Annotated in this window: 11 protein-coding genes and 1 tRNA gene; 7 read left to right on the top strand and 5 right to left on the bottom strand. The window is 63.5% G+C overall.

Features of this window, described 5'->3' with window-relative positions:
- Positions 1-214 precede the first annotated feature (214 nt).
- A complete protein-coding gene (locus FB464_RS12990) occupies positions 215-1186 on the bottom strand; it encodes an aldo/keto reductase (protein WP_116413479.1) in 972 nt (323 codons plus the stop codon).
- Between the two features lie 148 nt (positions 1187-1334).
- On the opposite strand from FB464_RS12990, the gene FB464_RS12985 reads away from it, so the two are divergent.
- The 3 genes from FB464_RS12985 (at position 1335) to FB464_RS12975 (ending at position 4673) form a co-directional block, all read left to right on the top strand.
- Positions 1335-2093 (top strand): class I SAM-dependent methyltransferase, encoded by a 759-nt coding sequence (locus FB464_RS12985; protein WP_246093052.1) that lies wholly within the window; start codon positions 1335-1337, stop codon positions 2091-2093.
- Positions 2090-3190, top strand: coding sequence for a polyprenyl synthetase family protein (locus FB464_RS12980; protein WP_116413480.1), 1101 nt, complete (start codon positions 2090-2092; stop codon positions 3188-3190). Before FB464_RS12985 ends, FB464_RS12980 begins: the two co-directional genes overlap by 4 nt.
- A gap of 121 nt (positions 3191-3311) precedes the next feature.
- On the top strand, positions 3312-4673 hold the full coding sequence (locus FB464_RS12975; protein ID WP_116413481.1) for an FAD-dependent oxidoreductase: 1362 nt from the start codon (positions 3312-3314) through the stop codon (positions 4671-4673).
- A 73-nt stretch (positions 4674-4746) separates the two neighbouring features.
- Here the strand turns inward: FB464_RS12975 and FB464_RS12970 are convergent, their stop codons facing one another.
- Positions 4747-5235: a YajQ family cyclic di-GMP-binding protein gene (locus tag FB464_RS12970; protein ID WP_116413482.1), complete on the bottom strand. Its 489-nt coding sequence runs from the start codon at positions 5233-5235 to the stop codon at positions 4747-4749.
- 64 nt (positions 5236-5299) lie between these two features.
- Between FB464_RS12970 and FB464_RS12965 the strand changes: the two genes are divergently transcribed.
- Positions 5300-6223: a lytic transglycosylase domain-containing protein gene (locus FB464_RS12965; protein WP_142206699.1), complete on the top strand. Its 924-nt coding sequence runs from the start codon at positions 5300-5302 to the stop codon at positions 6221-6223.
- 66 nt (positions 6224-6289) lie between these two features.
- Here FB464_RS12965 and FB464_RS12960 read toward each other — a convergent pair whose 3' ends face one another.
- The gene (locus FB464_RS12960; protein ID WP_116413484.1) at positions 6290-7342 is read right to left on the bottom strand and encodes a LacI family DNA-binding transcriptional regulator; all 1053 of its coding nucleotides are present in this window, start codon (positions 7340-7342) and stop codon (positions 6290-6292) included.
- A gap of 223 nt (positions 7343-7565) precedes the next feature.
- Between FB464_RS12960 and FB464_RS12955 the strand changes: the two genes are divergently transcribed.
- Together FB464_RS12955 and FB464_RS12950 are read left to right on the top strand one after the other, a co-directional pair.
- Positions 7566-7647, top strand: a tRNA-Tyr gene (locus FB464_RS12955).
- 285 nt (positions 7648-7932) lie between these two features.
- Positions 7933-9177 carry a tyrosine-type recombinase/integrase gene (locus FB464_RS12950; RefSeq protein WP_170151836.1) on the top strand — a complete coding sequence of 415 codons (1245 nt, stop codon included), beginning with the start codon at positions 7933-7935 and terminating at the stop codon, positions 9175-9177.
- A gap of 71 nt (positions 9178-9248) precedes the next feature.
- On the opposite strand, the gene FB464_RS12945 is transcribed toward FB464_RS12950, so the two are convergent.
- The gene (locus FB464_RS12945; protein WP_142206697.1) at positions 9249-10592 is read right to left on the bottom strand and encodes an ApeA N-terminal domain 1-containing protein; all 1344 of its coding nucleotides are present in this window, start codon (positions 10590-10592) and stop codon (positions 9249-9251) included.
- Between the two features lie 139 nt (positions 10593-10731).
- Here FB464_RS12945 and FB464_RS12940 point away from each other — a divergent pair, with 139 nt between their 5' ends.
- Complete coding sequence (locus FB464_RS12940; RefSeq protein ID WP_142206696.1) at positions 10732-11685, top strand: hypothetical protein; 954 nt, start codon at positions 10732-10734, stop codon at positions 11683-11685.
- A gap of 55 nt (positions 11686-11740) precedes the next feature.
- Here FB464_RS12940 and FB464_RS12935 read toward each other — a convergent pair whose 3' ends face one another.
- Positions 11741-12283, bottom strand: a complete 543-nt coding sequence (locus tag FB464_RS12935; protein ID WP_142206695.1) for a hypothetical protein — start codon at positions 12281-12283, stop codon at positions 11741-11743.
- Positions 12284-12295: the final 12 nt, after the last annotated feature.

Raw genomic sequence — 12295 nt, 5'->3', positions numbered from 1 at the left:
GGGAATCGCGGGGGCTCGGCCGGCCGGCTCGGGGGCGGGGGAGGCGGCGGGCGGTGCGGATGTCACGCGGGAATCGGTCACCCTCCCAGCGTACGCTCGCCCGCCCGTCTCCCCGCCTGCCGAACGGACGGACGGCGCTCGGCAGACGTGGCCCCGTATACGGCACCGTCTTGGCTGAGCGACGTCCGTTCGGTCGACAGATGCGCGCGCACCGTTACCAGGCGTACTGCTCGGGCGCCGTCTTCGTGCCCGGGAAGATCTCGTCGAGCCGCGCCAGCGCCGCCGCATCGAGCTTCACGTCGAGGGCGCGGAGTGCGGCATCCAGCTGCTCCTGCGTGCGCGGCCCGATGATCGGGGCGGTGACGGCAGGCTGGTGCAGCAACCACGCCAGCCCCACGTCGCCGGGTTCGTGCCCCAGTTCTTCGGCGAACGACTCGTACTGTTCGATCGCCGAGCGGTTCGCTTCGAGCGCGTCAGCGGCGCGCCCCTCGAGCCGGCGCACCCCGTCGCGCTGCTTCCGCACGACGCCGCCGAGCAGCCCGCCCTGCAGCGGCGACCACGGGATGATCCCCAGCCCGTTCGCGACGGCCGAGGGAATCACCTCGAGCTCGATGTCGCGCGTCAGCAGGTTGTAGATCGACTGCTCGCTCACCAGCCCCGTGTAGTTGCGCCGGCGGGCGGCCTCCTGCGCCGTGGCGATGTGCCAGCCGGCGAAGTTGCTCGACCCGTTGTAGACGATCTTCCCCGCCGTGACGGCCACCTCCATCGCCTGCCAGATCTCTTCCCACGGGGTGTCCCGGTCGATGTGGTGGAACTGGTAGAGGTCGACGTAGTCGGTCTGCAGGCGTTTGAGGCTCGCATCGAGCGACATCCGGATGTTGCGGGCCGACAGCTTCGCATCGTTCGGCCACTCGGTCATGTTGGCGTACAGCTTCGTCGCCAGCACCACCTTCTCCCGCCGGCCACCGCCCTGGGCGAACCAGCGGCCGAGGATCTCCTCGGTGGCCCCGCGGCCGAGCGACCCGCCGTAGCCGTTCGCCGTATCGAAGAAGTTGATGCCGTTCGCGAGGGCCGAATCCATGATGCTGAACGAGTCGGGCTCGGGGGTCTGGGGCCCGAAGTTCATGGTGCCGAGGCAGAGGCGCGAGACGGTCAGGCCGGAGCGGCCCAGGTGTGTGTATTCCATGTTTCCAGTCTGCCCCCGTGCGCTGACATCGCAAGAGCGGTCTGCTCCGGATGCGCCGCACCCCGCACGCGCCGGCCACCCAGCGCAAGCCCTGTGCGCATCCTGAGCCTTTGCCGAATGCCGCTCAGACGCACCGTAAACTGGGAAGGTGTCCAAGGCCGACCTCAGCAAGCAACCCGCGCAGGTTTCTGCGATGTTCGACGATGTGTCGACCCACTACGACCGCACGAACAATGTGCTCTCCGTCGGCAACGCCCTGCTCTGGCGGGTCGCCACGACGAAGGCGGTCGCCCCGAAACGCGGTGAGCGCATCCTCGACCTCGCCGCCGGCACGGGCACGTCGAGCGCGAGCCTCGCCGCCGGGGGAGCGAAAGTGGTCGCCGCCGACTTCTCGCCCGGCATGATCGAGGTGGGCAAGAGGCAGCAGGCCGGCAACCCGAACGTCGAGTTCGTGGTCGCCGACGGCATGGATCTCCCGTTCGCCGACAATGAGTTCGACGCCGTGACCATCTCGTTCGGTCTCCGCAACATCGTCGAGCCGCGTACGGCGCTCGCCGAGCTCTACCGGGTGACGAAGCCGGGCGGCCGCATCGTGATCTGCGAGTTCAGCACGCCGCCGGCGAGTCTCGTGAAGTTCGGCTACTCCACGTACCTGCAGCGGTTCATGCCCGCGATCGCGAAGCTCGCGTCATCCAATCCCGACGCCTACACCTACCTTGCCGACTCCATCGAGGCGTGGCCCGACCAGAAGACCCTCAGCCGGTGGATGACCGGCGCAGGCTTCACGCAGGTGGGCTACCGCAACCTCACGTTCGGCATCGTTGCGCTGCACCGCGGTACCAAGCCGCGCGCTGCTGCCGCCGCCGCCCCCGCCGACGCCGCACCCTCAGTAGGCTTGACCTCGTGAACAAGGCCAACTGGCCCGGGAACGCATCCGGGGCCTCCACTGCGAACAAGAGCGCCCGTCGCAGTCCCTCCTCCTCGTCGCCGTTTTCACTGGCCGAGAGGCTCTTCTCCACGGGCGACGACCGCCGTGCCGCGAAGGCCGTCGACGACGGCATCGTGCGGCTCGAAGACAAGCTGCTGGCCGAGACCGTGTTCCACGACGGCATGGCCGAGGTGTCGGCTCGCTACCTGCTCGAAGCCGGCGGTAAGCGCGTGCGCCCGCTGCTCGCGTTCCTCACCGCCCAGCTCGGCGAAGGCGTGACCGACGATGTGGTCACGGCCGCGACATCCATCGAACTGATCCACCTCGCGTCGCTCTACCACGACGACGTGATGGATGAAGCGGAGCAGCGCCGGGGCGTGCCGACCGCGCACACCGTGTGGAGCAACTCCGTCGCCATCCTCACCGGCGACCTGCTGTTCGCCCGTGCCTCCAAGCTGCTCTCGATCCTCGGCGAGCGGGCCATCCGCCTGCAGGCCGACACCTTCGAGCGCCTCTGCCTCGGGCAGTTGCACGAGACCGTCGGGCCTCGCGAGGGCGAAGACCAGGTCGCCCACTACCTGCAGGTGCTCGCCGACAAGACGGGGTCGCTGATCGCGGCCTCCGCGCAGCTCGGAATCCTCGTGTCGCGTGCTCCCAGCGAATACGAGCAGCCCGTCTTCGACTTCGGCGAGAAGATCGGCATCGCGTTCCAGCTCGTCGACGACGTGATCGACCTCGCCCCGCCGAGCGATGCGACCGGCAAGACGGCGGGCACCGACATCCGGGCCGGCGTCGTGACCCTGCCGCTGCTGTACCTGCGACGGGATGCGTCAACCGACCCGTCGGCCGCCGACCTGCTCGCGCGGCTCGACCCCGAACGCATCGCGGCGACGCCCGACGCCGAGGTCGACGCGCTGATCGCCGAACTCCGGGCCCACCGCGTGACCGAGGAGACCCAGGTCGAGTCGCGCCGCTGGGCCGCCGACGCGGTTGCCGCCCTCGACCCGTTGCCGGAGGGCACGGTGAAGAAGACCCTGATCCGTTTCGCCGACACGATGGTGGAACGATCCGCCTGACCTGCCTGCCTGACCCGCCTGAGCCACTGGCCCGTCGCGGTGGCCGGACGCTCCGAACAACCCGCTGGCGCCGCGCCTCCCGCGTGGCCCCAGCCCCACACAACGTAAGGAACACACCCTCATGACCAAGCTCCGCCTGGCCATCGTCGGCGCGGGACCGGCCGGCATCTACGCCGCCGACCTGCTGATCAAGGCCGAACGTGCGTTCGACGTCTCGATCGACCTCTTCGACCACCTGCCCGCGCCCTACGGCCTGGTGCGCTACGGCGTCGCCCCCGATCATCCGCGCATCAAGGGCATCATCGGGGCGCTCCGCGAGGTGCTCGACCGCGGCGACATCCGGTTCTTCGGCAACGTGCGCTACGGCATCGACCTGACACTTGACGACCTGAAGAAGCACTACAACGCGGTCATCTTCGCAACCGGTGCGATCAAGGATGCCGAACTCGACATCCCCGGCATCGACCTCGACGGCTCCTACGGCGCGGCCGACTTCGTGAGCTGGTTCGACGGGCACCCCGACGTGCCGCGCACCTGGCCGCTCGGCGCGCGCGAAGTCGCTGTGCTCGGCAACGGCAACGTCGCGCTCGACGTGGCGCGCATCCTCGCGAAGCACGCCGACGACCTCCTCGTCACCGAGATCCCCGCGAACGTCTACGAGGGACTGAAGGCCTCGCCGGTGACCGACGTGCACGTGTTCGGCCGCCGCGGCCCCGCGCAGGTGAAGTTCACGCCGCTCGAACTCCGCGAGCTCGGTGAGGTCAACGACGTCGACATCGTCGTCTACGACGAGGACTTCGACATCGACCCCGCCTCCGAGGCCGCCATCGCCTCGAACAAGCAGGTCATGGTGATCAATCGCGTCATGAACCAGTGGCGTACGCGCCCGGCCGGTACGGCATCCCGCCGCCTGCACCTGCACTTCTACTCGCGCCCCGTCGAGGTGCTCGGCGAGGACGGCCGCGTGGCGGGCCTCCGCATGGAGCGCACCCGGCCCGACGGCGCCGGCGGTGTCGAGGGCACGGGCGAGTTCCGCGACTTCCCGATCCAGGCGCTCTACCGCGCGGTCGGCTACTTCGGTTCGCCGCTCGACGGTGTTCCGTTCGATTCGCTGCACGGCGTGATCCCGAACCGCGAAGGGCAGGTTCTGGATGATCACGACGAGGTCATTCCGGGCGTCTACGCCACCGGGTGGATCAAACGCGGCCCCGTCGGGCTGATCGGCCACACGAAGAGCGACGCCATGGAGACGCTCAGCCACGTCGTACGCGACCAGGCCAACTGGTGGACGCCCGCCGACCCCTCCGAGGAGTCGGTCGTCTCGCTGCTGGAGTCGCGCGGAGTCGACTACACGAGCACCGAGGGTTGGCACCACCTCGACCAGTACGAGCTCGGTCTCGGCGAGGCAGCTGGCCGCACCCGCATCAAGGTCGTCGAGCGCGACGAGATGGTCGCGGTCTCGAACCAGCAGCCGGTCGGCTAGCCCGCCGCCGGGCCCTCCGCGGCCGCGCACACCCGCTTCGTCGCGGTGAGTGCGGCAGCGGCAGGAGGGGCGGTCAGCGGAAGTTGACGAACTGCACGGCGACCTCGAGGTCGGCGCTCTTCAGGAGGGCCATCACGCCCTGGAGGTCGTCGCGGCTCTTCGAGGAGACGCGCAGTTCGTCGCCCTGGATCTGGCTCTTGACCGACTTCGGCGACTCGTCGCGGATCAGCTTCGAGATCTTCTTCGCCGCCTCCTGCTCGATACCGTTCTTCAACTCGGCTTCGAGCCGGTACTCCTTGCCGCTCGGGTACGGCTCGCCGGCATCCAGGCTCCGCAGGCTGATGCCGCGCTTGATGAGCTTCGCCTCGAACACCTCGAGGATGGCTTTGACCCGCTCCTCGGAGTTCGCCTTCATCAGGATCTTCTCGCCGCTCCAGTCGATCGAAGCGCCGATGTTCTTGAAGTCGTACCGCGACTCGACCTCCTTCTGCGCCTGGTGCAGGGCGTTGTCGGCCTCCATCTTGTCGACCTTGCTCACGATGTCAAAACTTGAATCTGCCATGCGCCGATTCTACCGCGGCGGCCCTGTCGGGCATCCTCCAAGGCTCTGTGGCTAGGGTCGGACGGTGGCAGAACGGCGAGCGACGAGCACCCAGGCGAGACGCCGGGCGGCGGCGCGGCGGGCTGCAGCACGGAGGCGGGCGCGAACGGCCCGCGCGGGCATCCGGAGCCGCCGTCGCCTGCGGACGACCCTCATCGCGGTCGGCGCCTCCGCAGCCGTGCTCGCGCTCCTGGTCGCCGGGGTCTTCGCGGCGGGGCCGCTGGGGGAGGCCCTCCGGCAGGCGGTCGTCTCCGCCGAGGGCGGTGCGGCTCCGGACGCCCCGTCCGCCGTCGAGCTGCCGCCGCTGTCGACCGCGGTCGCCGCGGCGCCGGGTGCCGCAGGTGCGCCGGGAGTGCTCGCGGGCCTCGCCGGCAACACGGATGTCGCGTGGGCGACCCGCATGGCGGAGGCGACCAACGTGAGCGTGCGCGCCATCCAGTCGTACGCGGGCGTCGCCCTCGCGAAGCAGACGGAGAATCCGACCTGTCACCTCGGCTGGAACACGCTCGCCGCGGTCGGCTCCGTCGAGAGCGGCAACGGCACGCACGGCGGCAGCAGTATCGCGGCCGATGGGCAGGTCTCGCCGCCGATCTACGGCATCGCGCTCGACGGGGTCGGCGTGAACAACATCCCCGACAGCGACAAGGGAGCGATCGACGGCGACGCGAGCATCGACCGGGCGGTCGGACCGATGCAGCTGATTCCCGAGGCGTGGCGCAACTGGGGCACCGACGGCAGTGGTGACGGCGTCGCCGACCCGCAGAATTTCGACGACTCGGTGCTCGCCACCGCCAACTACCTCTGTTATGCGGGCGGCGACCTCTCGACGCTGGCCGGCTGGGAGCGCGCGATCGCGGCCTACAACGACGCGACCCCGTACGCGCTCAAGGTGTCGACGGCCGCGGTCACCTTCGCGGCCACCGCCGCGCGCACAGACGCCCCAGCCTGAATCGAAACACCGAAAATTGTCGGAATCCGTTCGGCTAAGCGACAACTTTCGGGGTTTCGATTGGGGTCAGGGGGCGGGGGCGGCGGGCGGGAGAGGAGGGGGCGACGGGGGAGCCGTCGAGGTGCGCACGATGAGCTCCACCGGGAGCGGGATGTTCGTGGGGGTCGGGTCGCGGCGGCCGGGGTGCAGCTGGTCCATCAGCATCTCGACCGCGTGCGCGCCCTGGCGCTCGGGGAACTGCGCGACCGTCGTCAGCCCGAAGAAGTCGGAGTGCTCGTGCCCGTCGATGCCGATGATCGATACGTCGCCGGGCACGCTCAGCCCGAGGTCACGGGCGGCGAGGATCGATCCCATCGCCATCTCGTCCGACGCCGCGAAGAGGGCGGATGGCCGCGACCGCGGATCGCGGAGCAGCGCCGTCGCCGCTTGGTATCCACCGCGGATCGTGAAGTCCGCGGGGAGGAAGAGATGGGGGGCCGGCTCGATCCCCGCCGACCTCAGCGCGCGCTCGTACCCCGCGCGGCGGTTCGTCGGCAGATGGAAGTCGAGCTCGAAGCCCGACTCGCCCCCGATCATCCCGATGCATCGATGACCGAGGCCGAGAAGGTGCTCGGTGGCGAGCAGCGCGACGCCGACGTCGTCGATGCTGAGGGTCTGCACGCCGGCCAGCGGCCCGCCGATCCCCACGATCGGCTTCTTCAGGTCGAGCAGTGACTGCAGTTCGCCGGTGGTGAGTTCGATGGTGAGGGCGAGCACGGCATCCACGCGTTTCCGGAGCAGGAAGTGCTCGAAGACGCTCCGCCGCTCGTCGACGCCGCCTCCGCCGGTCAGGCCGTAGAGCGTGAGGTCGTAACCGTTCTTCAGCAGCGCGGACCCCGCGCCTTCGAGTACCGAGGAGTAGAACCAGCGGCTGATGAACGGCACGACGACGCCGACGTTCTTCGTGCGCCCGCTGGCGAGGCTCGACGCGGGCGACGACACGACGTAGCCGAGCTCGCGCGCCGCGTCGTGCACGCGCACCCGGGTGGACGGGGAGACGTGCCCGTTTCCGCTCAATGCGCGGGAGACGGTGGCTGTGGACACGCCAGCGAGCGCCGCGACAGCGTCGATTCCTGGCATAGCGTCCTCGCTTTGACGCGCCCGGGTGGGGGCGCAGGGATAGTGAGAAGAGTTTAGCGAGCGCCGACCCGGCCGCTCGTCCGAGAAGGCCCTGACGCCGTTTCGATACGGAACCGGTATCTTGGCGCGTCGGCCCGGCCGCCGATTTCGTCCAGCCGCGCTCTGTGAGTATTCTTGTCCGAGCGCCTTCGGTTGTGTTGTACGACGTGGTCGGGTGCGCCTCGGCAAGTTACCCTAGCGGCCAAAGGGATCTGACTGTAAATCAGACGGCTGAGCCTTCGGGGGTTCGAATCCCTCACTTGCCACAAGGCGAAATATGGAACAAAGCAAGACAAACGAAATCAGGTAAAACTCCTGGTGAAGCTGAGAATAGAAAGAAACGCCCCGTTCAAACCAATGGTTTGGCGGGGCGTTCTTCTTATTACACTGCTTATTATTTGCTGCTACGGTCAAGCATGGTCATCCACCGCCGACGAACGAACGATGAACTTTGGCAGGCACATCAGCAGCCGAAGACACGGGGCGAAGGTTCCGTTTTCCAGGTGACGACGAGCGCAGGAGTCCAATGGAGGGCGACGCGCACTCTTTATATGGACGATTCCGGGCGCGCGGTGCAGGTCTCAGGGACTGCTGCGAGCAAAGAACAGGCGATAGAGCGGCGAGAGAACAATCTTCGTAAGCGGCTCGTCAAGAGTGGAGAATTGCCCCTCTCGGCATTGTCGGCACGCCCCAAAGAACTGAAACTCACGACCGGCGAAATGCTCAACGAATGGTTAGAGGTCAAGAGGCAGAAGACGTCTAAGGCTGAGCGAGTCAGCGCTAATACTGCGCATGTCTACGAAAACCAGATACGTCTACACATAGCCCCCTACGTCGGCAGCATTCCAGTCCGGCTCATTACCGAAGAAGACATACGGAATCTCCTGTTCAGAACGCTTCCGAAGAAGATGAAGACGAAGAAAGTTGACGGCAAAGACGTAGCTACAAACGTCCCACTGCTGGGCGCGAGTCAGCTCAGACTCATCCAAGGCATCATCAACCAGGGATTCCGGTATGCGACGGAGCAAGGGCATGTGTTAGAAAATCCGACAACACGAATAGATCAGCTTGATAAACCTGATTCTCGCTCTGAGACGGAACACTTGGAGAAGAAGAACTGGATAGCACGCGAGATAGCGGCATACACGCAGGGAACAGCCGAGGAAGCACATTGGATTTTTGCGCTCATGGGACTGCGGCAAAGTGAACGGTTAGGACTCACCTGGGACTGCTTCACCTATCTGGACGACAGTAGGGGCAAGCAGCCCGTTGTGGAGATTCGTCAACAACTCAGCAGGGATGCAAAGACCGGAACAATGTCCATCAAGCCGCAACCCAAAACAAACGCAGGGAAGCGAATCATCCCGCTTTCGCCCAGAGTTGTGGACGTACTGAAACGGCACAGAGCAGAGCAGAGGCAGATAAAACAGGATGAAGGGTGGTCAACCGAGCCGCAGTTTGCCAACCTCGTCTACACGACGGAGAACGGTAGCCCCATCAGACAAACGACGGATAACAAACGCTGGAACTCGCTGCTCTCAGATGAGAAGAAACTAAACCTGAAGCCCGAATACCGTATTAGGCAGCACGCGCTCCGACACATTGCAATAACGCTGCTCATCACCCACGGCACCCCCATAGAGATAGTCCGAGCCATAGCCGGGCATCACTCAGAAGCGATCACACGGGGGACGTATTCGCACATTGACACCGCCCCCAAGGTGCAGCCAATGAACGACCTGATGGATGACATATACAGGACAGCGGACAAACGAGCAGCCCGGAAGACGCAGTAAGCGGTCAATCTCATTTATGGCAAGACAATGACCGGCTTGAGCGAGAAGCCACAACCAGTTTCGGAAAAGAACTACTGCTGGGTTTGAGGAACGTAGCAGTTTCCGCGCTCGTCAACATACAAGTCGTTGAGTTTAAACTCCTCCATAAGCTGCCTGAAACGCCAGCCTGAGACGTAATCTCTCACCACCTCGTTCGTAGGCTCTATCAAGTTAGTTGCGATCAAACGCACGATGAGAGTAGAGAGTTTCCCGATGAGTCTCGTCTGAACGAAATCTGGAAAAGCTCCCCTGTCAAAGTGTTTGATGCCGTTGTAGTTGTTCGCCACGGCACGCGCCATTCCTTGACGGCTATGAGAGATGGGCGAAAAGTTCATACCTACGGAGGCGATACAGCGATAGACAAAAGTCGCGGTCGTGGGTCTGCCCCGGAAATAGGTGGACTCTTCGTCGTCTGCGGGCGGAAGAAGGTGTCCTGCTGCTTCCAGGCTCAAGTTGGTGGACATCACCACGTCTTCGGCGTAGGCGTCGGGTCTCTTCAGAACTCCTACTGTCGGGTTTATGACTCGCCCCCACTTCCCAAAGCCTTCCGCCCACTGGGAGAGTCCTTCACCCTTGAGTTGTTGCAGGAAGACGATTCCGCTCTGCTTTAGATCAGACCGAGCGGGAATTTGCTCGCTGTAGTCCCGGATTGTTTGACGGGCAATTACTTCCACCAGAGGCGGTGCGCCTATCAGTTCGCCGTCCAGATTACGGACGCGGAAAAGCTCGTCTCTAATTTGATGTTTACGGAAGCTGATACCAGTGCCAAACACCAGAGTCAGTAGCGACACCAATTTCCGATGCTCGGTGATGTGCGCTGAAAATGGACGTGCTTCCGGAAACTTTGAGTCCAAGACGACCCACTCATCTACGTGTATACCGGGGCGGCTGTGGTCACCCTCCCAGTGAGTAGTAAGCGTCATTTCTGCGTCGCCTTGACGCCAGGAGAAACTGTCCGCGGTCTTCACCGTCGCAACAACCTGCTGGATGAGGTGTGCCTCGTTCGTTCCGACGTCTTCGGTAACAGCAGTGAAACCTGTCCACTCCGCCAGCCCGTCAATGTGAGATTGCGCTGAAGCGACTACGAACGAGTCTGATATGTCACCATCGCGGTCGTGAAGGACGGCTTCGTCAACGTCAAAGTGACCAACGGCTGGAGTAGTCATCTGATAGCCCGAGAACCGAATACCAAACAGGCTGATGCGACCGTCTCCACTTGCAAACAGCATGTTTTTCGGAAAGTCGTGTTTAACAAACCACTCGTTAGCTGAGCGAAATTGTTCCAAGGGAGGGTGAGTTACGAACGGCACGTGCACACGGACACCGCGCGACGCATCAAGGGTGAGAGATGCGCCGACGAAGGGAGTGTCTGCCACTCCGTCAATAAGGAACCCGTTTAGTGGTTCTGATGCGCTCAGTTTGATAGCCACAAATATTTCCAGCCCCGGACGCCCCGCTGTCCGCCTCGTCAGTAAACGTAGTACAGAAAAAATCGCTGGTGGATAAGGTGGGCAGATGCCTGAGTTGAGTGAACCTCTTCCTTCCGAACAGTTACGGCGAAAGAAGCTCGCTGAGGAGGAGGCTGAGTGGGGAATCATTTGGACGACCAGGCTCAATGACCCAGCAGCCCGCAAGATCTATCGTGCGTATCTTCGTTCCACGAACAGACCGTTTCTCGTGGAAGAAAGAGTCGCCACTATTCGCTCCGAACATGGCGCGTGGGGGTGGGAGCCAGGGGGAATTGAGGAAACCCTGAATGGATCTCCTAACGTATCCGAGGACGACAAGCTGGATGTAGTGGCAGCTATCAGCTTTGCTCTTGACCAGTTAGCCGCTGAACGAGAAGGCAGAACGTATCAGTTAGACGCCACCTACTATGCATACGAAATGTATGACGGTGCGAAATTTCGTGATGCGGCTGATGACATTCTGCTGAACCACCGCGTTGAGTGGGCGTTCACCCCCGGTGGACTGGTGTCTCGGGGTAATCAAGAGCTGCACGCTGAAATCGTCAAACCCGCAACTGAACTCCTCGCGGCAGACGCGAAGTATCTGAAGGTCAAAAACGCCTACAACAAGGCACTTTTGGAACTGTCAAACGGCGACCCTGGGGACGCTATAACCGACGCGAGTTCGGCGCTGCAGGAGATGTTTCGGACTCTGGGGGTAGAAGGAAAAAGCGCAAGCGAACAGGCTAAAAAAGCACTGAACCAGGGACTCCTGAAGGGATATGACGCAAAGCTCATTGACACCGTCGTCAGAGCGAGTGAGTGGGTATCCGCTGAGCGCAACAACAACGGCGATGCTCACAAGGACGGCAGCAGCAGCCTCAAAGAAGATGCATGGCTCATCATCCATATTGCGGGGGCACTCATCCTGAGACTGTCTGGTCAAGCGCTCAGAAGCCCCCAGAACGATCAACGCCCGGCGGGCGGGGGAGAGCCAGTGCAGGAGGGGGATTCATTCTGACGGGAAAAGCAAAAGCCCCCAACTGGTGAAGGAAGGGGGCAGAAGCGTGTAGAACTCAGACGTTCCTGTTCAGATGGTAAAGAACAATATCCCGGGCATTCTCAGCGGCTCTCTCCTCGTAGCTCGCCCGCACATGACCATCAAGACCAGGGAAAGAGTGACCCGAGTGGGCAGCCTCACTCTGACCTGCCTTGTGCGCCGCATTAGAAAGCGAGCTGCCTGGACGAATGTCGTCATACCGCGCAGGTCCGTCCGTGTAATCGTCCAGCGCTATAACGAAGCCGTCCTCGTAATCCTTCAGGTACGCCTCAATGTCCTTCGCAATCGTGCGTGTTGCGTCCCTGCGCGCATCGGCAGCGAACCACAGCTCGCCCTCCGTAATATCCTCAGCGCTAATCCCGGTGAGTGGGTGGGCAGCACTCGCAGACTTACGGGCAACAGCATGACCGACAATGTGACAGTCCGCGCTCAGATGTAAATCCTTGATATCCAAAAGTCCGCCTTCACGTACGTCCTCTAAGAGGGCATCCGTATAAGCATCACGGTAGGCGTTCATGTACTGCATTACTTCGTTAAGGGAGGAGCGTTCCTCAGCCATTTTCTTATCCAA

The sequence above is a fragment of the Subtercola boreus genome, assembly GCF_006716115.1.
Lineage (GTDB): Bacteria > Actinomycetota > Actinomycetes > Actinomycetales > Microbacteriaceae > Subtercola > Subtercola boreus.
Note: the sequence above shows the minus strand (reverse complement) of the source record. Positions and strands in the feature narration are given on the sequence as shown.

Coding starts and splice junctions, on each gene's coding strand:
- FB464_RS12990 (WP_116413479.1), bottom strand. CDS start 1,186: ATGGAATACACACACCTGGGCCGCTCCGGCCTGACCGTCTCGCGCCTC.
- FB464_RS12975 (WP_116413481.1), top strand. CDS start 3,312: ATGACCAAGCTCCGCCTGGCCATCGTCGGCGCGGGACCGGCCGGCATC.
- FB464_RS12970 (WP_116413482.1), bottom strand. CDS start 5,235: ATGGCAGATTCAAGTTTTGACATCGTGAGCAAGGTCGACAAGATGGAG.
- FB464_RS12960 (WP_116413484.1), bottom strand. CDS start 7,342: ATGCCAGGAATCGACGCTGTCGCGGCGCTCGCTGGCGTGTCCACAGCC.
- FB464_RS12950 (WP_170151836.1), top strand. CDS start 7,933: ATGGACGATTCCGGGCGCGCGGTGCAGGTCTCAGGGACTGCTGCGAGC.
- FB464_RS12940 (WP_142206696.1), top strand. CDS start 10,732: ATGCCTGAGTTGAGTGAACCTCTTCCTTCCGAACAGTTACGGCGAAAG.
- FB464_RS12935 (WP_142206695.1), bottom strand. CDS start 12,283: ATGGCTGAGGAACGCTCCTCCCTTAACGAAGTAATGCAGTACATGAAC.